Consider the following 19,445-nt stretch of genomic DNA (forward strand, 5'->3'; position numbering starts at 1 on the left):
ATTATTTGATATTCAACGGAATGCGATACAACCGCGTGGCATCGGTTTCGCCGTTGGGCAGGCGTTTGGGCACGATGGTTTTTTCGTCTTTGGAATCAATGCCAAAGTCATCATCGTTGATAATCCACAGCGTTTTGCCGCCGTCGGCAACCCACATGCCTTCAAATTTGGACGACTGAAAATCCACGTCTTTTTTCACATCGCTCACCAGCGTTTTGTTTACAGGCTTGATGCCCGCTGCGGCAAGCTCTTCCCATGTGTTTTCTTCAATCGCTTTGCCGTTCACTTTTAAACCCGTTTCGCTGTCGGCGGGGTCGGAAACATCGGTTGCGCCGTTCAAATCAATCAGATAAACGTGTTTCACCGTTTTGCCGTTGTGTTCGTCCACCAAAAAGCGATGTTCGTCCAGCGCGCGGATTTCGGAGTTTTTCCAATAATCGCCGCCTTGTTGATACAGATATTGCTTGGTTTTGCCCGTTGCCAAGTCAAACACCAAAATGCGGGTTACCGATTTGTTCAGCACCGCTTGCTTACTGGGGTTGTGCAGCGCGGACTGCATGATGCCCACCAACACGCGGTTGCTCGGCGTGGTGGTGATGCCTTCCATGCCGCGATTGGGGCGCAGATGCCCGAGCACGGCGGGCAGGCGGCGACCTGTGGTTTGCACGCCGCGCGGGCTCATGCGTTCCAGCTCAATGCCGTTGCGGTCAAAATGCACGATGTGCGGACCGTATTCGTCTGACACCCAAAATGTGCCGTCCTTCATCACCGCCAGCCCTTCGCTGTCTATGCCTGTTTTATCGCGCTGCAAGGGCTGGTGGTTGGCATCTACCACGGTTTCTTTGGATGTGCCGTAGCCTGCGGGGTTGGGCAAGCCTGTGAGCGGGTTGCCGCTGGCATCTCGGAGCGGAATGTCGCGCAGTTTTTTAATCGTGCCGTTGGCTTGGATTTCAAAATGCCCGATGCTGGGGGTGAAACGGGGCAATAGGAAAATTTTTACGTTTTCGCCGCCATCGGCATTGGGCCCGCGGTCGGTTAAGCCGTAGAACCGCTTGGGGTTTTGCGGGTCGGCATCAATGGACGAGCCGTAGCCTTTGTAAAACGGCACGCCTTGCACTTCGCCCAGCTTTTCCACGGGCATGGGCAGGGTTTCGGCAAGGGCTGGCTGGGCAACGAGTAAACCGATAACGGCGGCAAGAATGGTGTGTTTCATAATTTCCCTTTGTTAATTGGTGGTGTCCTAAAAAGTATGCTGCACTGCTGTCTCCTCTCCCGCTGGCGGGGGAGGGTTAGGGTGGGGTGAGGTGGGGTGGCTGTTCAAACCTACCTCCCCCATCCTAGCCTTCCCCCGCCAGCGGGGGAAGGAACAGATTGCAGAATTTCTAACCAATACTGCTTTCTATCAACAATAATTAAGCCAGCATACTTTTTAGGACACCACCTGTTAATTTAAGGTGTGGTTTGTAAAAAAGTGCGCATTCTAATTTATTTTTTGTTAAGAAATAAGGCGAGAAGTCAAGACTACCCCAAAAAACGTTAAAATCTCTTATTTTTGTTGAAAAGGTTATTCAAAATGTTGCAAAAAACCACCATTGTTTTGCTGTGCGCGTTGTTGCTTTCAGGCTGCCGTAATGCGGATGATGCCGCCGCGCTGGTAAGAACAATCGGCGCATTGGTTGGCTTGGCTCAATCGGATGCCAAAGCAACCTTGCACAACCAAACCGCGCCGCGCACCGCCGATTATGCGCTGCGCTTGCCCGATGGCTGGCAGCAAATCGCCACGCAAAACAGCCAAAGCTACACCAGCCCCATTGCGTTCACGCCCGCCAAAGAAAAAACGGTTTACTACTTTGACCGCGACAGCCAAATCGCCAGCGCGCCCAGCAATGAAGGCTATTACCGCGAATTGCTGGGCAAAACCGCCGATGGCAAGCGCGTGGTGCAAGATTTTTACCAAAGCAGCCAAACGCCGCAAACTTCGCCCTTTGTGCTGAAAAACGATGCCGATATTGAATCGTTTGATTCTGATGGAAGCGATGGGCAGATTGTGTGGTTCTCGCGCGGCGGCGATGTGGCGCAAATTGGCGATTTTAAACAAGGCGCGTCTGACAATATTATTGTGAACGTGCGCCGTGGCAAAGCCGTGCTGGCAATGGAAAAAACCAGCCAAGGCTTAACCAACTACATCTTGGACGACAACGCCCAAATCGCATCCGTTGTGAACAAACAAGGCGACACCATCCGCGCCATTGTGTTCTACCCCAACGGCAGCGCAATGTTTCAAGGCGACATCGCTGCCAGCGGCGGGAAATTCAACACGGCTTATTGCTGGAACGAAGCCGCCCAGCCGATTGCTTGCGACAGCATTCAAGACAAACTGGAAACGGGCTTGCAACAGGTGGATGGCGCGATGCAAAACGCTATCTAAGGCAGCCTGAAAACAGCAAGCCGAGCCATCGCCCAAGGCAGCCTGAAAGCCGTTTTCCACTTTCAGGCTGCCTTATTCCCCACTACCATCCCAAAATCATCCAATAGGCAGCCTGAAAATGCCCACCGCCGCCCCCCAACCCAACGACTTCAACCTAGAAATCTTCCTAAAATCCCTGCCCAACAGCGCAGGCGTGTATCGCATGATAGCCGCCGATGGCACGGTGTTATACGTTGGCAAAGCGGTCAATCTAAAACGCCGCGTGTCCAGCTATTTCCAAAAAAACGGCCATTCGCCACGCATCCAGCTCATGCTCAAACAAGTGGCGCGGATAGAAATCACGCTCACCCAAAGCGAAGCCGAAGCCCTGATTTTGGAAAACAATCTCATCAAATCGCTCTCGCCCAAATACAACATCCTGTTCCGCGATGACAAATCCTATCCGTATTTAATGATTAGCGGGCACGCCTACCCCCAGCTTGCCTACTATCGCGGCAGCCTGAAAAAGCCCAACCAATACTTCGGGCCCTATCCCAATGGCTACGCCGTGCGCGACAGCATAGAAATTTTGCAAAAAGTATTCCAACTGCGCACCTGCGAAGACAGCGTGTTCGCCCACCGCGACCGCCCCTGCCTGCTCGCCCAAATCAAACGCTGCTCCGCCCCCTGCGTGGGCGCAGTTTCCGCCGAAGAATATGCCGAGCAAGTGCGCTGCGCCACCGCCTTTTTAAACGGGCGCACCGCCGATTTAACCCGCGATTTAGAAGCCGCCATGCACGAAGCCGCCGAACGGCTAGACTTTGAACGTGCTGCAGGGCTGCGCGACCAAATCCAAGCCCTAGCCGTGATGCAATCCAAACAATTCATCGACAGCCAAAACCAAAACAGCAAACAGCAAGACATAGACATCATCGCCATCGCCCAAGCGCAAGGCAGCATCTGCCTGCATTGGGTGAGCATACGCGGCGGGCGGCACGTGGGCGACCGCAGCTTCTTCCCCGACACCCGCCAAGACCCCAACCCCAATCCGCAAGACTACGCCGAAGCCTTTATCGCCCAACATTATCTGGGCAAGCCCAAGCCCGACGTGTTCATCAGTCATTTCAGGCTGCCTGAAAGCCTGCAAACCGCGCTCAACAGCGAACACCCGCGCCAAATCGTGTTCAGCCAAGGCGAGCGCGGCGAGCGCAAAGTGTGGCTCAACATGGCAACGCGCAACGCCGAACACGCCCTAGCGCAACATCAACTGCAAAACAGCAACCAGCAAGAGCGCGTTGCCGCCCTTGCCGCCATCATCGGGCTGCCTGAAAACGAATTGCAACGCCTAGAATGCTTTGACATCAGCCACACCCAAGGCGAAGCCACTCTCGCTAGCTGTGTCGTCTATGACGGCTACGCCATGCAACCCGGCCAATACCGCCGCTACACCATCACCACCGCCAAAGCAGGCGACGACTACGCCGCCATGCGCGAAGTGCTCACCCGCCGCTACGGCAAAATGCAACAAGCCCGCAACAACGGCGAAACCGTGCGTTTCCCCGATGCCGTGCTGATTGACGGCGGCAAAGGGCAAATCCGCATGGCAACCGAAGTATGGGCCGAGCTGGGCTTACACATCCCGCTGGTGGGCATCGCCAAAGGCGTAGAACGCAAAGCAGGCTTGGAAGAACTGATTTTGCCGTTCCAAAACCAGCAATTCAGGCTACCGCCCAACAGCCCCGCGCTGCACCTGCTGCAAACCGTGCGCGACGAATCCCACCGCTTCGCCATCACAGGCATGCGCGCCAAACGCGACAAAGCCCGCATCACATCATCGCTGGGCGACATCGACGGCATCGGCGCAAAACGCAAAGCCGCGCTCCTAACCCGCTTTGGCGGACTGCGCGGCGTGCAAGCCGCCAGCATCGACGATTTAGCCAAAACCGATGGCATCAGCCGCGCGCTGGCAGAGAAGATTTACGGGTATTTTCATGGCTAGGGGCGCAGCGCAAAAGGCAGCCTGAAAACGAACGGATGTGTTTTCAGGCTGCCTTTTCTTTTGGGTGATGTCCTAAAAAATATACTGCACCGTTATTCCCTACACATAGGCAGCCTGAAAAACCTTTGCCAAACCTGTAACCGATGGAGCGTCGGCGGCTCGCCGACATCTTGGCAAATCAGTAATGCGCTGTTTAATAACCAATTTGGCGACGAGCCGTCGCCGCTCCATTTTAATTTTCAGGCTGCCTTTGGCGCATAGAACACCATCAACGCAACATCAACGCCTTCTCTATTTTCTGCTTATCCACATCAGCAATCTCTTTAATCAGCACAACATTCTGATTTGCCAATTTTTTCGCACTCGTCTCGTTTACAGCAGACAAGGGCGTGCGGCGGGCAAACTGCAAAGAATACAGCCCATCTTTGCCTTTCCAATAGCGGAACACATTGGACTCAATCACACCATTTTTGCCCGCTTGGTAAGCATAAAACTGCACAATCGTCCCATCCTTCTGCGGCAAAACATTCGGCTGCGGCATATCAGGATATTGTCGCCGCGCCAAAGCCGCCATATTCTGCGCCATTTGCAGCGGGTCGTTATTAGAACCTGTATTCATTATTTGCATAGGCATCTTTAATACCCTAAAAACGCGGCTACTGCGTTAAAAATGCTCGCAAGGTGTTCAACCTTGCTGTGCTTTTTGCCTTGTATCCGCGCTTTTATGCCATCAAATCTGCCTATGCAAATAATGAATACAGGTTCTTAATCTGCGCCGCATTTTGCAAACGCAACCCCATCAAGCGCGTCCACCGCTCAAAGGTTTCGTTGGCGGGGATATATTCTTTCAGCCGTTCCGATTGCGTCATTTGCCCCACAAATTCCTGCGGCAAAGTTTTGCCTTCCATTTTCACTGGCGACGGCGCGGCAATCGCCCATGATGCTGCCAACAATAAAGTAGCCACTACGGCTGTGCGAACTTGTTTCATCAATCATCTCCTTGTATTGCAATAAAAATAAGGCAGCCTGAAAACCACTTTCAGGCTGCCACGGGCTTATTCTCCCATTTGCGCGGGGATTTTGTGTTTCGCCATAAACGCATTGAGCGCGTTGTTCCACTCATCGGTCAGCGCAACGTGTTTATCGTTAAACGCTTTAAACGCCGCGTCCAGCTCGGGCGTATTGCTACTCTCATCGGACTGATTACGGCACAACGCCACAATGTTTTTCAACTCGGGCAACAGTTTGCCAAACGCTTCGGCGTGCGCGATGGCGGCTTTCGCCAGCGACATATCGTTGTTTACCGCTTCTTCGGGCTCTTCTTCGCGCATATCGTTCACCAAGTCTTGCGCATCCTCGCGCAAAGTATCAATTTTCATCTCTGCCTCGTCAAAGCTGCGGCGTTTGAGCGCGTCAGTAAAATCTTCCGTGTTCAATCCGCTCACGCTGCGTGCAATGCCAAACACATACCGTTGCGCGGAATACATATCCAACGCATCCGAATTGGCAGACGATTGCGCCATGCCCGCCGCCATTTGCGCCACGCCGCCAATCGCCGTTGCCGTGGTCTCGTCCACGCCCGCCAAGCCCAACAAACTTTTAATCATTTTGATGATAGACATACAACACTCCATATAAATTAGATTAAGAAATCAGAATCTGCATTCACTATTTTCATAGGCATCTTTAATGCCCTAAAAACGCGGCTACCGCGTTAAAAATGCTCGCAAGGTGTTCACCTTGCTGCGCTTTTTGCCTTGTATCCGCGCTTTTATGTCATCAAATCTACCTATAAAAATAGTGAATGCAGGTTCTCACTTTCAGGCTGCTTGTATCGTGGTAAAACCAAAGCCAAACGAGCAAGCACAAGCATGATACCCGAGTTTGCCATTTCGCCCAACTCGCTCAATGTTTTTCAGGCTGCCTAATGTGTCTTTTTCCAACCACTAAGGCAGCCTGAAAACAGAGCTGAGCGCAATCAACACATCACGCGCAGCGGCAAATGCCCCACATATTCCAAAAAGCGCACAAAATCCGCGTAGGCAATATTGAGCGTGGTGGTGTTGATAAACGGGTGAAAGCCCACCGTTTGCGTTGCGTCCACTTCCGCATCAATCACCACTTGCACCTTGTTGTCCGCATCAAACAGCACGCCAAACGGCGTAACCGCGCCCGCTTCCACCGCCAGCAGTTCCGCCAATTCTTCATCGCCCACAAACGACAAACGGCTCACGCCCAACGCCTCCGCCAAGCGTTTTAAATCCGCGCTTTTTTCATCACGCAAAATCACCAAAAAATACTGCTTGCCCTTTTTGGTTTTCAGGCACAGGTTTTTGACTTGCTGACCAGGCAACACAATATCCGTGTCGCGCACCGAAGTAATCGGCGCATGGTCTAATCGCTCATAGGCAATGTTCAATTTTGCCAACACATCATAAGCCACATCGGGGGTGGGCATGGTCATCGTGTACTCCTTTCGGGTTGAAATCTTTGCAAAACCTAAGACAAACAAGAAATAGTCAATTCTCCGTCATTCCCGCGTAGGCGGGAATCTTGTTTGATATTCAGAAACGGTTGCAGAAACAGACTGTTGTTTAAATGTAACCAAGATTTCCGCCTACGCGGGAATGACGGCATTTCTTATTTTCAGGCTGCCCTAGGGTCTCGCAAAGGTTTCAGATTAAGTAAATAAAAAGGCAGCCTGAAACGCGATTTTACTCGTTTTCAGGCTGCCTTTATAGCTGCGCTTTATGCTTCTTCGTTATCCATAGCCACGGCATCGGCTGCTTCTGCCGCTTCCGCTGCCATCACTTCGCTGCTTTCTGCCACAGCCGCCACGGCTGCGGCGGCGCGTTGTCCTGCCCAAGCGGCGCGGCGAGCGCGGTGGTAGCTCAAACCCGTGCCCGCAGGAATCAAGCGACCCACAATCACGTTTTCTTTCAAGCCGCGCAAGTCGTCTTTGCGCCCCATAATCGCCGCTTCGGTGAGCACGCGCGTGGTTTCTTGGAACGAAGCCGCCGAGATAAAGCTGTCGGTGCTCAAAGACGCTTTGGTGATACCGAGCAACACGTTATCAAACCGCGCTGGCTCTTTGCCCGCTGCAATCGCCGCTTCATTAGCCATCATCACTTCGGCGCGTTCCACTTGCTCGCCTGTGATGAAATGGGTATCGCCCGCGTCCACAATGCTCACGCGGCGCAGCATTTGGCGAATAATCACTTCAATGTGCTTATCGGAAATTTTCACACCTTGCAAGCGATACACTTCTTGCACTTCTTGCACGATGTAGCGCGTTAATGCCTCGATGCCTTGCAAACGCAAGATGTCGTGCGGGTCAACCGCGCCGTCCACCACCGTTTCGCCACGGTTCACCACTTGGCCATCATGCACCAAAAGCTGTTTCTCTTTGGAAATCAAGGTTTCGTGGGTTGCGCCGTCCAAATCGGTAATCACAAGGCGCTGTTTGCCTTTGGTTTCCTTACCAAACGACACCGTGCCAGTAACTTCCGCCAGCATACCCGCGTCTTTCGGCACACGCGCTTCAAACAATTCGGCTACGCGCGGCAAACCGCCCGTAATATCGCGCGTTTTGGTGGTGGCTTGCGGAATACGCGCCAACACATCGCCCTTACCAATTTCCTGCCCCTCGCGCACTTGGATAATTGCGCCCACAGGGAAAGTCATGCTAACAGGCGTTTGCGTGCCCGCAATCAACACAGGCTCGCCGTTTTCGTCCAACAGTTTCACCGTTGGGCGCAGCAATTTGCTGGTGCTGGCGCGGCGTTTGCCGTCAATCACCACCAAAGTGGACAAGCCCGTAACATCATCGGTTTGGCGGGTAACGGTAACGCCCTCTTCCACGTTTTCAAACTCCACACGACCTGCATGTTCGGTAATCATGGGGTGGGTGTGCGGGTCCCAAGTTGCCAGCGTTGTGCCCGCTTTCAACTCTTCGCCATCGGTAACTTTCAGCGTTGCGCCGTAAGGGATTTTGTGCAACTCGCGTTCACGACCTGCCGCGTCCAAAATCATGATTTCGCATGAGCGACCAATCACGATGAGCTCGCCTTTGTTGTTGGCGATGTAACGCATTTGCCCACCAAAACGCACCGTGCCGTTAGATTTGGCTTCCACTTGGCTCGCCGCCGCCGCACGCGATGCCGCACCACCAATGTGGAAGGTACGCATCGTCAGCTGAGTACCGGGTTCGCCGATGGATTGCGCTGCAATCACGCCAACGGCTTCGCCCGCGTTCACCAATTTACCGCGCGCCAAATCGCGTCCGTAGCATTTCGCGCACAAGCCATAGCGGGTTTGGCAGGTAATCGGTGTGCGAACTTTCACTTCGTCCACGCCCGAATTGTCAATCAAATCAACCAGTTTTTCGTCTAGCAACGTGCCCGCTTCAATAATGGTTGCACCCGAATTGGGGTCAATCACATCGGTGGCGGTAACGCGCCCTAAAATACGGTCGCGCAGAGCTTCAATGATGTCGCCACCTTGCACCACGGCTTTCATGGCAAAGCCCTCGTCCGTGCCGCAATCGTCTTCCACCACCACCAAATCTTGGGTAACGTCCACCAAGCGACGGGTCAAATAACCCGAGTTCGCGGTTTTCAACGCGGTATCCGCCAAGCCTTTACGCGCACCGTGGGTCGCAATAAAGTATTGCAATACGGTCAAGCCCTCGCGGAAGTTCGCGGTAATCGGCGTTTCAATGATTGAGCCGTCAGGTTTCGCCATCAAACCGCGCATGCCTGATAACTGTTTAATCTGCGCTGCTGAACCCCGCGCCCCAGAGTCCGCCATCATATAAATGGAGTTAAACGACTCTTGGTTTACGGTGTTGCCCTCGCGGTCTTGCACTTTTTGCACCGACAAATTGTCCATCATCGCCTTGGCGATTTTGTCGCCCGCGCGTCCCCAAATATCCACCACTTTGTTGTAGCGTTCGCCGTTGGTTACCAAACCCTGACGGTATTGGTCTTCAATTTCTTTCACTTCGGCGTTGGCTTCGGCAAGCAATTTGGGTTTTTCTTTTGGAATTTCCATGTCGTCCACGCAAATGGAAATGCCGCCTTTGGCCGCCAAAGCAAAACCTGTGTACATCAAATGGTCGGCAAAAATCACCGTGTCGCGCAAACCGCACAAGCGGAACGATGCGTTAATCAGTTGCGAAATCGCTTTTTTCTTCAACGCTTTATCAATGTAGTTAAATGGCAAGCCTTTGGGCAAAATTTCGCTTAACAACGCGCGTCCAACGGTGGTGTCGTAGCGGTTAATCACGGCTTCGTATTCGCCCTCATCGTTTTTCACCCACTCTTTCAGGCGCACGGTGATTTTGGTGCCCAATTCCACTTGTTTGGTGTGATACGCGCGGTGCACTTCTTTCACATCGGCAAACAGCGAGCCTTCGCCCAAGCCGTTGATTTTGTCGCGCGTCATGTAATACAAGCCCAACACGATGTCTTGCGACGGCACGATAATTGGCTCGCCGTTGGCAGGCGCAAGTACGTTGTTAGAAGCCAGCATCAGCGTGCGTGCTTCCATTTGCGCTTCCAAGCTCAATGGCACGTGAACCGCCATTTGGTCGCCGTCAAAGTCGGCGTTAAACGCGGCGCACACCAAGGGGTGCAGCTGAATGGCTTTGCCTTCAATCAAAATTGGCTCAAACGCTTGAATACCTAAGCGGTGCAAAGTAGGCGCACGGTTGAGCAAAATGGGGTGTTCGCGAATCACTTCTTCCAAGATGTCCCACACTTCGGGCACTTCTTGTTCTACCAATTTTTTGGCCGCCTTAACAGTGGTCGCCAGTTCGCGCTGTTCTAGTTTGTGGAAAATAAACGGTTTGAACAATTCCAACGCCATTTTTTTCGGCAAGCCGCATTGGTGCAGGCGCAGGTAAGGGCCTACGGTAATCACGGAACGACCAGAATAGTCCACGCGTTTACCCAGCAGGTTTTGACGGAAACGACCGCTCTTACCTTTAATCATGTCTGCCAGCGATTTCAATGGGCGTTTATTTGCGCCCGTCATGGCTTTGCCACGGCGACCGTTGTCCAGCAGGCTGTCCACGGCTTCTTGCAGCATACGTTTTTCGTTGCGCACGATAATGTCGGGCGCGCGCAATTCCAACAAGCGTTTCAAACGGTTGTTGCGGTTAATCACGCGGCGATACAAATCGTTCAAATCGGAAGTGGCAAAACGTCCGCCGTCCAAAGGCACGAGTGGGCGCAAATCGGGCGGCAGCACGGGCAGCACGTCCATAATCATCCATTCCAGCTTCATGCCGCTGCGGTGGAACGCTTCCAGCACTTTCAAGCGTTTGGCGATTTTTTTGATTTTGGTGTCGGAGCTGGTGGCTTGCAATTCTTGACGCAAAATTTCAATTTCTTGCTCCACATTCAGGCTGCGTAGCAACTCGCGTATGCCTTCCGCGCCCATGTGGGCATCAAATTCTTCGCCGTATTCTTCCAGTTTGTTGTTGTAGTCTTCTTCGGTGAGCAATTGGCGGCGTTGCAGCGTGGTTAAACCGGGGTCGGTTACCACAAAGGCTTCAAAGTACAACACGCGCTCAATATCGCGCAAAGTCATGTCCAACACCATGCCCAAGCGCGATGGCAGCGATTTCAAAAACCAAATGTGGGCAACGGGTGCGGCCAGCTCAATATGCCCCATGCGCTCGCGGCGCACTTTGGTCAGCGTTACTTCTACGCCGCATTTTTCGCAGGTTACGCCTTTGAATTTCAGGCGTTTGTATTTGCCGCACAGGCATTCGTAGTCTTTAACCGGACCGAAAATTTTGGCGCAGAACAAGCCATCACGCTCGGGCTTGAAGGTTCGGTAGTTAATGGTTTCGGGCTTTTTCACTTCGCCATAAGACCATGAGCGAATAGTCTCGGGGGAAGCGATGCCGATTTTAATGGCATCAAATTCTTCTGAACCTGCTTGTTGCAGGGGGGCGAATAAATCGGTTAGGTTCATTTTTGCTCCTAATAATTGGGCGATTTTTGCAATGGGGTCGCTTTCAGGCTGCCTGAAACCTGTTTGATGGCATATTTCTATTTTCAGGCTGCCTCAGCATCGCTAGGGTTTAGATGCAGCCTGAAACGGTTTTCTGGCTTTTCAGGCTGCCTCTCTTGGCATCAATTATTTTCCAAATCAATATCCAAGCCCAGCGAACGGATTTCTTTCACAATCACGTTAAACGACTCGGGCATGCCCGCATCAATTTTGTGTTCGCCTTTAACGATGTTTTCATACATTTTGGTGCGCCCTGTAACGTCATCGGATTTCACCGTCAGCATCTCTTGCAGCGTGTAAGCCGCGCCGTATGCTTCCAATGCCCACACCTCCATCTCGCCGAAACGCTGACCACCGAACTGCGCTTTACCGCCCAACGGTTGTTGCGTTACCAAGCTATATGGACCAGTTGAACGCGCGTGCATTTTCTCATCAACCAAGTGGTGCAGTTTCAGATAGTGCATCACGCCCACGGTAACGCGGCGGTCAAACGGCTCGCCCGAACGCCCGTCATACAGCGTGATTTGCGTTTTGGTGTCGTTAAAGCCCAATTTTTGCACTTCGGGGTCATCGCTTGGATACGCCAAGTTCAGCATTTCGTAGATTTCTTTTTCCTTCGCGCCATCAAACACAGGCGAAGCAAAGGTTGCACCACGGCGCAGATTGTCTGCCAATGCCAAAATTTCGTCATCGTTCAGGCTGTCCAAATCCTCGTGCTTGCCGCTGCCGTTATACAACGTGTTCAAGAACTTGCGGATTTCTTTCACTTTGCGATGCTCTTGCAGCATTTTGTCAATGCGCTGACCAATGCCTTTTGCCGCCCAGCCCAAATGCACTTCCAAAATCTGACCAATATTCATACGCGAAGGCACGCCCAGCGGGTTCAACACGATGTCCACCGTGCGACCGTCTGCCATATAAGGCATATCTTCCACAGGCAGAATGCGCGATACCACGCCTTTATTGCCGTGGCGACCCGCCATTTTGTCGCCCGCTTGCAAACGGCGTTTAATGGCGATAAACACTTTCACCATTTTTTGCACACCTGGGGGCAGCTCATCGCCTTGGGTCATTTTTTTCTTTTTAATCTCAAACAAGGCTTCGGCTTCGCTGCGTTTTTCTTGCAACGACAATTTCATCAGTTCAAGCTGTTTGGCGATTTCTTCATCGGCAATACGAATATCAAACCAATCGTGGCGACTGGCTAATCCGCTCAAATACTCTTGCGTGATTTCTTTGCCTTTGCCCAATTTATTCGGGCCGCCATTGGCTTTTTGTCCCACAATCATGCGTTGAATACGGTCAAACGTATCGTTATCAAAAATACGAATTTGGTCGTTCAAGTCTTGGCGATAACGTTTCAACTCCGCATCAATAATGGATTGAGCACGTTTGTCGCGTTGAATGCCCTCGCGGGTAAACACTTGCACATCAATCACAGTGCCGCTCATGCCTGTTGGCATACGCAGCGAAGTATCTTTCACATCAGACGCTTTTTCGCCAAAAATGGCACGCAGCAGTTTTTCTTCGGGGGTTAGTTGCGTTTCGCCTTTGGGTGTTACTTTGCCCACCAGCACATCGCCCGCTTCCACTTCCGCACCAATATAAATGATGCCGCTTTCGTCCAAACGGTTTTGCATTTTTTCGGACAAGTTTGGAATATCGCGCGTGATGTCTTCCGCGCCCAACTTGGTATCGCGCGCCACCACGTTTAACTCTTCAATGTGGATAGACGTGTAACGGTCGTCTGCCGCCACTCTTTCGCTAATCAAAATAGAGTCTTCGTAGTTGTAGCCATTCCACGGCATAAACGCGATGGTCATGTTTTGACCGAGCGCGAGTTCGCCCAAATCGGTTGATGCGCCATCGGCAATCAAATCGCCACGTTGCAACACATCGCCTGCGCTTACGGCTGGGCGTTGGTTGATGTTGGTGGATTGGTTGGAGCGAGTGAATTTCACCAAATTGTAAATATCCACACCGCCTTCTTTGGCAGTTGCTTCATCATCATGCACACGCACCACCACGCGGTTTGCGTCCACGTATTCCACCACGCCGCCACGTCGCGCCACAATCGCAGTCGCGCTGTCCACAGCTACCGAGCGTTCAATGCCTGTGCCCACCAGCGGTTTTTCCGCACGCAAGCAAGGCACAGCTTGACGTTGCATGTTCGCACCCATCAAAGCGCGGTTCGCGTCATCGTGTTCCAAGAATGGAATCAACGAAGCCGCCACGGAAACCACTTGCCCTGTTGCCACGTCCATATATTGCACGCGGTCGGCGGTTGCCAAAATGGTTTCGCCTTTTTCGCGGCAGGTAATCAAATCGCCGAGCAATTTGCCGTGTTTGTCCAAATCGGTATTCGCTTGGGCAATCACATAGCGACCTTCTTCAATCGCCGACAAATAATCAATTTCGTTGGTTACTTTGCCGTCTACCACGCGGCGATACGGCGTTTCCAAAAAGCCGTATTCATTGGTGCGCGCGTAAACCGACAGCGAGTTAATCAAACCAATGTTTGGACCTTCTGGCGTTTCAATGGGGCAAACGCGGCCGTAATGCGTTGGGTGCACGTCGCGCACTTCAAAGCCTGCGCGTTCACGCGTCAAGCCACCTGGTCCTAAGGCTGAAACACGGCGTTTGTGCGTGATTTCAGACAGCGGGTTGGTTTGGTCCATAAATTGCGACAACTGGCTAGATCCAAAAAATTCTTTAATCGCGGCAGAAACAGGTTTCGCGTTAATCAAATCGGTTGGCATCAAGCCTTCGCTTTCAGCTTGGTTCAAACGCTCTTTAACCGCACGCTCCACACGCGCCAAACCAGAGCGGAATTGGTTTTCTACCAATTCGCCCACCGAACGCACGCGACGGTTGCCCAAGTGGTCAATATCGTCCACTTCGCCATGACCATTGCGCAATTCCACCAGCGTGGCAATCGTTACTACGATGTCTTCCACGCTCAGAATATGCAGTTTGGCTTCTTTTTCGCCCACGCCCGCAAAGGTTTGATTGAGCAATCTGCCATACCAGTTGTTTTCTTGTGCAGGCAGCAGTTTTTGTTCATAAGTGCGGGTGTTGAATTTCATACGACCCACGCGCGACAAATCATACGTTTCTTCTTGGAAGAACATACGGTGGAACAAGGCTTCTACTGCTTCTTCGGTAGGCGGTTCACCAGGGCGCATCATGCGATAAATGGCAATGCGCGCCGCTTGTTTGTCGGCAGTTTCATCGGTTCGCAGCGTGGCAGAAATGTATCCGCCCGCTTCGGTTTCGTTGATAAACAACGTTTGAATTTCGCCAATGCCTTGAATATCAAATTGCGCCAGCAATTCTTCGGTGATTTCATCGTTTGCCGCAGCCAGCACTTCGCCCGTATCAGACACAATCACATCACGCGCCAATACTTTGCCCACCAACATTTCAGGGTCAATGGTTAAGCGGGTTAAACCAGCAGCCTGAATATCGCGAATATTTTTGGCATTAATGCGTTTGCCCGCCGCCACCAATACTTTGCCTTCGCTATCCACAATATCAAATTTTGCCGTTTCTCCACGCAAGCGTTCCGCCACCAATTCAGTTTGCACGCCTTCGCGCGACAAGAAATATGTTTCCTTGTCGTAGAACATGTCCAGCATTTGTTCATTGGAGTAGCCCAATGCACGTAACAAAATGGTTACAGGCATTTTGCGGCGGCGGTCAATGCGGAAATAAAGCAAATCTTTGGGGTCAAACTCAAAATCCAGCCACGAGCCGCGATAAGGAATAATGCGCGCAGAAAACAACAACTTACCCGAAGCGTGTGTTTTGCCACGGTCATGCTCAAAGAACACACCAGGTGAACGGTGCAATTGCGACACGATGACACGCTCTGTGCCGTTAATCACAAACGAACCGCTGGGTGTCATCAAAGGAATTTCACCCATGTACACATCGTTGGCACGAATTTCTTTCAATTCGCGCTCTTCTACTTTGTTTGAGCCTTCTTTATTGAAAATCGCCAGCTTAATTTTGGCACGCAACGGCGCAGCATAAGTGATGCCACGCAGTTGGCATTCGGCAATGTCAAACTCTGGTTCGCCCAACACATATTGGTCAAATTGCAATTCTGCATAACCATTGTTGCTCACAATGGGAAAAATGGAGCTGAATGCCGCTTGTAAACCTTCATCTTGGCGTTTTTGGGGCGCGCGATCTTGTTGCAAAAACTTGCTATACGATTCCAACTGAGTTGTCAGCAGATAAGGCACGTCCAAAACGGTTTCACGTTTGGCGAAACTTTTGCGGATGCGCTTTTTCTCGGTAAAGGTGTAACTCATAATTTAGATACTCCAAATGGGCAACAATGACGAAAACAGAATTTCAGGCTGCCTGAAAACAGAAAAACCCAAATATTCAAAATAATCAAAACAAATAAAATAGACAACAAGCCTGTTTCAGGCTGCCTGAAAAGCTGAATTAGTATAGATCTACCAAAATTTTACTCATGTTTACAATGTTGAAGTAAATTTTGGTAAATTTACACGAAACGAGAATTTCAAAGCACAACAAGGCTGGCAGTAAAACTGCCAGCCCATTGCGCTAATTGGCGAAATCTTATTTGATTTCCACTTTTGCGCCAGCTTCTTCCAATTGTTTTTTGATGTCGTCAGCTTCGGCTTGTGAAACACCTTCTTTAAGTGTTTTAGGTGCACCATCAACCAAATCTTTGGCTTCTTTCAAGCCCAAGCCAGTAATGGCACGAACCACTTTAATCACGCCAACTTTTTGGTCACCAGCAGACGCCAAAATCACATCAAATTCAGTTTTGGCTTCGCCAGCAGCAGCACCGCCAGCAGCAGGACCAGCCGCAACAGCAACAGCCGCAGCAGATACGCCAAATTTTTCTTCAAAAGCCTTAACCAGCTCGTTCAATTCCATAACAGTTAGGTTGCTTACCGCTTCCAAAATGTCTTCTTTAGTAATAGCCATGCTATCAAACTCCTAAATATTGAGTAAATACAAAAATGTTTAAATTAAGAAATACAATCTCATGCATCTGTTGGCAAGAAAATTAAGCGGCTTCGCTTTCTTTTTTCTCTGCCAACGCAGCCAAACCACGCGCAAAACCTGAAACAGGTGCTTGCATAACGAATAGCAGTTTGGACAACAGCTCTTCGCGGCTTGGAATAGAAGCCAGTTCGCCTACTTGGGTAACGTCTAACACTTCGCCGTTATAAGCACCAGCTTTGATGATGATTTTGTCGTCTTTTTTCGCGAATTGATGCAGCACTTTCGCAGCGGCAACAGCATCTTCCGATGCGGCATATACCAATGGACCAACCATTTGGTCAGCCAAAGCTGCGAAAGAAGTTCCTTCAACCGCACGGCGAGCCAATGTGTTTTTCAGAACGCGCAAATAAACGCCTTCTTTACGCGCATTAGCACGCAGCTCAGTCATGCTGGCAACACTGATACCGCGATATTCAGCCAACACCATAGTTTGAGCATTGCCAATACCTGCAATAATCTCTTCTACGGCTGCTTTCTTGGTTTCAATATTGAGACTCAAGGTCTACCTCCCACTGTTTAAATTTAGGCAGCCTGAAAAATAGACTACCCACCAGCGCGGCAACCTGACATTAAAGACACTTTGCAAGCAATATGCTTACGCACCACCTTGTTTCAGGACTACCGTCTGCGTAGGGTTTCTAACGATTAAAACTTGCGTTCCCTACGGTCTTGGACTTCTACTTAATTTTATTTAAGTAGCCCAGTTTTCGGGCTGCCTGAAAACTCTCAAACAGCCCAAAGTTTATTTAGCTATTAACACTAGATGTATCTACGCGCACACCCAAGCCCATTGTGCTGGATACGGCGATTTTTTTCAGATATTGACCTTTGGCAGCAGCAGGTTTTGCTTTTACCAAAGCATCAAGCAACGCATCAAAGTTTTCTTTCAAATCTGCTTCCACAAATGAAGCGCGACCAATTGTTGCATGAACAATACCTGCTTTATCGGTACGATATTGCACCTGACCTGCTTTGGCATTTTTAACTGCTTCTGCCACATTAGGCGTTACCGTGCCAACCTTAGGATTCGGCATCAAGCCACGTGGACCCAAAATTGTGCCCAATTGACCCACAATGCGCATGGCATCAGGCGAAGCAATCACCACATCAAAATCCATATTGCCTTTTTTGATTTCTTCTGCCAAATCTTCAAAACCAACAATATCTGCACCAGCTGCTTTTGCCGCATCAGCATTGGCACCTTGCGTAAATACAGCCACGCGCGTAGTTTTACCTGTACCTTTTGGTAGCACAACAGAACCACGGATTACTTGGTCAGATTTACGTGGATCTACGCCCAAGTTAAATGAAACGTCAATAGACTCATCAAATTTCGCTGTTGCTGCTTTTTTTACCAAAGCAATGGCTTCATCAATCGCATACAGTTTGTTTGCTTCAACTGTTGCGCGAATTGCTTTTAAACGTTTAGAAATTTTAGCCATTACACCACCCCTTCGGTATCCACGCCCATAGAACGCGCAGAACCTGCAATAGTACGCACAGCAGCATCTAAATCAGCGGCAGTTAAATCAGGCTGTTTGGTTTTAGCAATTTCTTCCAACTGCGCACGTGTTACCACGCCCACTTTATTGGTCAAAGGATTAGAACTGCCCTTTTGCAAACCAGCTGCCTTTTTCAGCAAGATGGACGCAGGGGGCGTTTTCATCACAAATGTGAATGATTTATCTGCATAAGCAGTAATCACCACAGGCGTAGGCAAGCCAGGCTCCAAACCTTGCGTTGCCGCATTAAACGCCTTACAAAATTCCATAATATTCAAACCACGCTGACCCAATGCAGGACCAACTGGTGGCGAAGGATTGGCTTTACCTGCTGGGATTTGCAGTTTGATATAGCCGACTACTTTTTTAGCCATGTAAATTTACTCCAAAAAACGGGTATAACGCAGAAAACCTGCTCCCCAAAATGAACCGCGCATTTTAAACAACTATTTCGTTTCGCGCAATACCGTGTTGCAATGCGTTGAATATGTCTTACACTTTTTCCACTTGTCCAAAATCCAACTCAACAGGTGTCTCCCTGCCAAAAACCTGAACAGAAACACGCAATTTACTGCGCTCATAATCAACTGCACCCACTTCTCCCGTGAAATCAGCAAAAGGTCCATCATTGATTCGAACTTGTTGCCCAACCTCAAACTCAGTTCTAGGTTTAGGTTTTTTCTCCCCTTGCATACCGCCAAATTGTTCCATGATGGCATTAACTTCGCGTTGAGATATAGGCAACGGACGATTTGCTGTTCCCCCAATAAAACCATTTACTCGGGGTGTGCTTTTAACAAGATGCCATGAAGCATCAGTCATTTCCATTTCTACCAATACATAGCCTGGAAAAAATTTTCTTTCAGATACAGTTTTACGCCCGTTTTTAATATCAACCACTTCTTCAACAGGGACCAAAATCTGCCCAAAACAATCCTCCATGTTTTCTCGCACTATTCTCTCTTTTAATGCTTTTTGCACATTTTTTTCAAAACCAGAATAGGCTTGCACAACGTACCATCGCTTTGACATGGTTACCCCCTTACTAAAATATAATTGAATATCACCCTAATAAGGGTATCTACACCAAAAATAAAACTAGCAAAAACACAGGTAAACGCGATTACAAACATTGTCATGCGCACTGTATCGTTGCGACTAGGCCATACTACTTTTTTTATTTCTGCAATAGAGTCTTTGATGTAACGAAACAGATTAAATCTGGATCGATTATCTTGGTGAGTACTTTTATTCATTTTTCACCCAAAGTAAATAGATAAGAAAAAAACTAACCGATTTTAGACCGGTTAGTTTTCTATTATGGCAGGCCAAGTAGGTCTCGAACCTACAACCCTCGGTTTTGGAGACCGATACTCTACCAATTGAGCTATTGGCCTATTAACCTTTTTAAGCAATCACGCTAGCCACAACGCCCGCACCTACTGTGCGACCACCTTCGCGA

Annotated in this window: 16 protein-coding genes and 1 tRNA gene; 2 read left to right on the forward strand and 15 right to left on the reverse strand. The window is 50.2% G+C overall.

Going from position 1 to position 19,445, the window contains the following annotated elements:
* Window position 1 precedes the first annotated feature (1 nt).
* A complete protein-coding gene (locus Q4A85_RS05470) occupies window positions 2-1,213 on the reverse strand; it encodes an esterase-like activity of phytase family protein (protein ID WP_303108355.1) in 1,212 nt (403 codons plus the stop codon).
* Window positions 1,214-1,573: 360 nt separating this feature from the next.
* On the opposite strand from Q4A85_RS05470, the gene Q4A85_RS05475 reads away from it, so the two are divergent.
* Window positions 1,574-2,428 carry a hypothetical protein gene (locus Q4A85_RS05475; protein ID WP_303108356.1) on the forward strand — a complete coding sequence of 285 codons (855 nt, stop codon included), beginning with the start codon at window positions 1,574-1,576 and terminating at the stop codon, window positions 2,426-2,428.
* A 118-nt stretch (window positions 2,429-2,546) separates the two neighbouring features.
* Window positions 2,547-4,406, forward strand: coding sequence for an excinuclease ABC subunit UvrC (gene uvrC, locus Q4A85_RS05480; RefSeq protein ID WP_303108358.1), 1,860 nt, complete (start codon window positions 2,547-2,549; stop codon window positions 4,404-4,406).
* A 99-nt stretch (window positions 4,407-4,505) separates the two neighbouring features.
* On the opposite strand, the gene Q4A85_RS05485 is transcribed toward uvrC, so the two are convergent.
* The 14 genes from Q4A85_RS05485 to Q4A85_RS05550 form a co-directional block, all read right to left on the reverse strand.
* Window positions 4,506-4,637, reverse strand: a complete 132-nt coding sequence (locus tag Q4A85_RS05485) for a hypothetical protein (RefSeq protein WP_303108360.1) — start codon at window positions 4,635-4,637, stop codon at window positions 4,506-4,508.
* Window positions 4,638-4,674: 37 nt separating this feature from the next.
* On the reverse strand, window positions 4,675-5,034 hold the full coding sequence (locus Q4A85_RS05490; protein WP_303108362.1) for a hypothetical protein: 360 nt from the start codon (window positions 5,032-5,034) through the stop codon (window positions 4,675-4,677).
* A gap of 112 nt (window positions 5,035-5,146) precedes the next feature.
* The gene (locus tag Q4A85_RS05495; RefSeq protein WP_303108364.1) at window positions 5,147-5,395 is read right to left on the reverse strand and encodes a hypothetical protein; all 249 of its coding nucleotides are present in this window, start codon (window positions 5,393-5,395) and stop codon (window positions 5,147-5,149) included.
* Window positions 5,396-5,461: 66 nt separating this feature from the next.
* Window positions 5,462-6,028: a hypothetical protein gene (locus tag Q4A85_RS05500; RefSeq protein ID WP_303108366.1), complete on the reverse strand. Its 567-nt coding sequence runs from the start codon at window positions 6,026-6,028 to the stop codon at window positions 5,462-5,464.
* Window positions 6,029-6,384: 356 nt separating this feature from the next.
* Window positions 6,385-6,870, reverse strand: coding sequence for a prolyl-tRNA synthetase associated domain-containing protein (locus Q4A85_RS05505; RefSeq protein ID WP_303108368.1), 486 nt, complete (start codon window positions 6,868-6,870; stop codon window positions 6,385-6,387).
* Between the two features lie 284 nt (window positions 6,871-7,154).
* Complete coding sequence (rpoC, locus tag Q4A85_RS05510; RefSeq protein ID WP_303108370.1) at window positions 7,155-11,390, reverse strand: DNA-directed RNA polymerase subunit beta'; 4,236 nt, start codon at window positions 11,388-11,390, stop codon at window positions 7,155-7,157.
* Between the two features lie 161 nt (window positions 11,391-11,551).
* Window positions 11,552-15,748, reverse strand: a complete 4,197-nt coding sequence (gene rpoB / locus Q4A85_RS05515; RefSeq protein WP_303108372.1) for a DNA-directed RNA polymerase subunit beta — start codon at window positions 15,746-15,748, stop codon at window positions 11,552-11,554.
* A 277-nt stretch (window positions 15,749-16,025) separates the two neighbouring features.
* On the reverse strand, window positions 16,026-16,400 hold the full coding sequence (gene rplL / locus Q4A85_RS05520) for a 50S ribosomal protein L7/L12 (RefSeq protein WP_003793150.1): 375 nt from the start codon (window positions 16,398-16,400) through the stop codon (window positions 16,026-16,028).
* Between the two features lie 82 nt (window positions 16,401-16,482).
* Window positions 16,483-16,980 carry a 50S ribosomal protein L10 gene (gene rplJ, locus Q4A85_RS05525; protein WP_303108375.1) on the reverse strand — a complete coding sequence of 166 codons (498 nt, stop codon included), beginning with the start codon at window positions 16,978-16,980 and terminating at the stop codon, window positions 16,483-16,485.
* Window positions 16,981-17,227: 247 nt separating this feature from the next.
* Window positions 17,228-17,923: a 50S ribosomal protein L1 gene (rplA, locus tag Q4A85_RS05530; protein ID WP_303108377.1), complete on the reverse strand. Its 696-nt coding sequence runs from the start codon at window positions 17,921-17,923 to the stop codon at window positions 17,228-17,230.
* On the reverse strand, window positions 17,923-18,357 hold the full coding sequence (rplK, locus tag Q4A85_RS05535) for a 50S ribosomal protein L11 (protein ID WP_303108379.1): 435 nt from the start codon (window positions 18,355-18,357) through the stop codon (window positions 17,923-17,925). Before rplK ends, rplA begins: the two co-directional genes overlap by 1 nt.
* Window positions 18,358-18,475: 118 nt before the next feature.
* Window positions 18,476-19,015 (reverse strand): transcription termination/antitermination protein NusG, encoded by a 540-nt coding sequence (gene nusG / locus Q4A85_RS05540; RefSeq protein WP_303108381.1) that lies wholly within the window; start codon window positions 19,013-19,015, stop codon window positions 18,476-18,478.
* A 2-nt stretch (window positions 19,016-19,017) separates the two neighbouring features.
* Window positions 19,018-19,239 carry a preprotein translocase subunit SecE gene (gene secE, locus Q4A85_RS05545; protein WP_303108383.1) on the reverse strand — a complete coding sequence of 74 codons (222 nt, stop codon included), beginning with the start codon at window positions 19,237-19,239 and terminating at the stop codon, window positions 19,018-19,020.
* A gap of 65 nt (window positions 19,240-19,304) precedes the next feature.
* Window positions 19,305-19,380: transfer RNA gene (locus Q4A85_RS05550), tRNA-Trp, on the reverse strand.
* Window positions 19,381-19,445: the final 65 nt, after the last annotated feature.

The organism is Kingella sp. (in: b-proteobacteria) (assembly GCF_030527935.1).
Taxonomy (GTDB): Bacteria; Pseudomonadota; Gammaproteobacteria; order Burkholderiales; family Neisseriaceae; genus Kingella_B.

Bases quoted from the DNA above. Each gene is read 5' to 3' on its own strand.
- Q4A85_RS05495 (WP_303108364.1), bottom strand. From the start codon at position 5,395: ATGAAACAAGTTCGCACAGCCGTAGTGGCTACTTTATTGTTGGCAGCA.
- rpoB (WP_303108372.1), bottom strand. From the start codon at position 15,748: ATGAGTTACACCTTTACCGAGAAAAAGCGCATCCGCAAAAGTTTCGCC.
- Q4A85_RS05490 (WP_303108362.1), bottom strand. From the start codon at position 5,034: ATGCAAATAATGAATACAGGTTCTAATAACGACCCGCTGCAAATGGCG.
- rplK (WP_303108379.1), bottom strand. From the start codon at position 18,357: ATGGCTAAAAAAGTAGTCGGCTATATCAAACTGCAAATCCCAGCAGGT.
- rplL (WP_003793150.1), bottom strand. From the start codon at position 16,400: ATGGCTATTACTAAAGAAGACATTTTGGAAGCGGTAAGCAACCTAACT.
- nusG (WP_303108381.1), bottom strand. From the start codon at position 19,015: ATGTCAAAGCGATGGTACGTTGTGCAAGCCTATTCTGGTTTTGAAAAA.
- secE (WP_303108383.1), bottom strand. From the start codon at position 19,239: ATGAATAAAAGTACTCACCAAGATAATCGATCCAGATTTAATCTGTTT.
- uvrC (WP_303108358.1), top strand. From the start codon at position 2,547: ATGCCCACCGCCGCCCCCCAACCCAACGACTTCAACCTAGAAATCTTC.
- Q4A85_RS05505 (WP_303108368.1), bottom strand. From the start codon at position 6,870: ATGACCATGCCCACCCCCGATGTGGCTTATGATGTGTTGGCAAAATTG.
- Q4A85_RS05475 (WP_303108356.1), top strand. From the start codon at position 1,574: ATGTTGCAAAAAACCACCATTGTTTTGCTGTGCGCGTTGTTGCTTTCA.
- rpoC (WP_303108370.1), bottom strand. From the start codon at position 11,390: ATGAACCTAACCGATTTATTCGCCCCCCTGCAACAAGCAGGTTCAGAA.
- Q4A85_RS05485 (WP_303108360.1), bottom strand. From the start codon at position 4,637: ATGGAGCGGCGACGGCTCGTCGCCAAATTGGTTATTAAACAGCGCATT.
- Q4A85_RS05470 (WP_303108355.1), bottom strand. From the start codon at position 1,213: ATGAAACACACCATTCTTGCCGCCGTTATCGGTTTACTCGTTGCCCAG.
- Q4A85_RS05500 (WP_303108366.1), bottom strand. From the start codon at position 6,028: ATGTCTATCATCAAAATGATTAAAAGTTTGTTGGGCTTGGCGGGCGTG.
- rplA (WP_303108377.1), bottom strand. From the start codon at position 17,923: ATGGCTAAAATTTCTAAACGTTTAAAAGCAATTCGCGCAACAGTTGAA.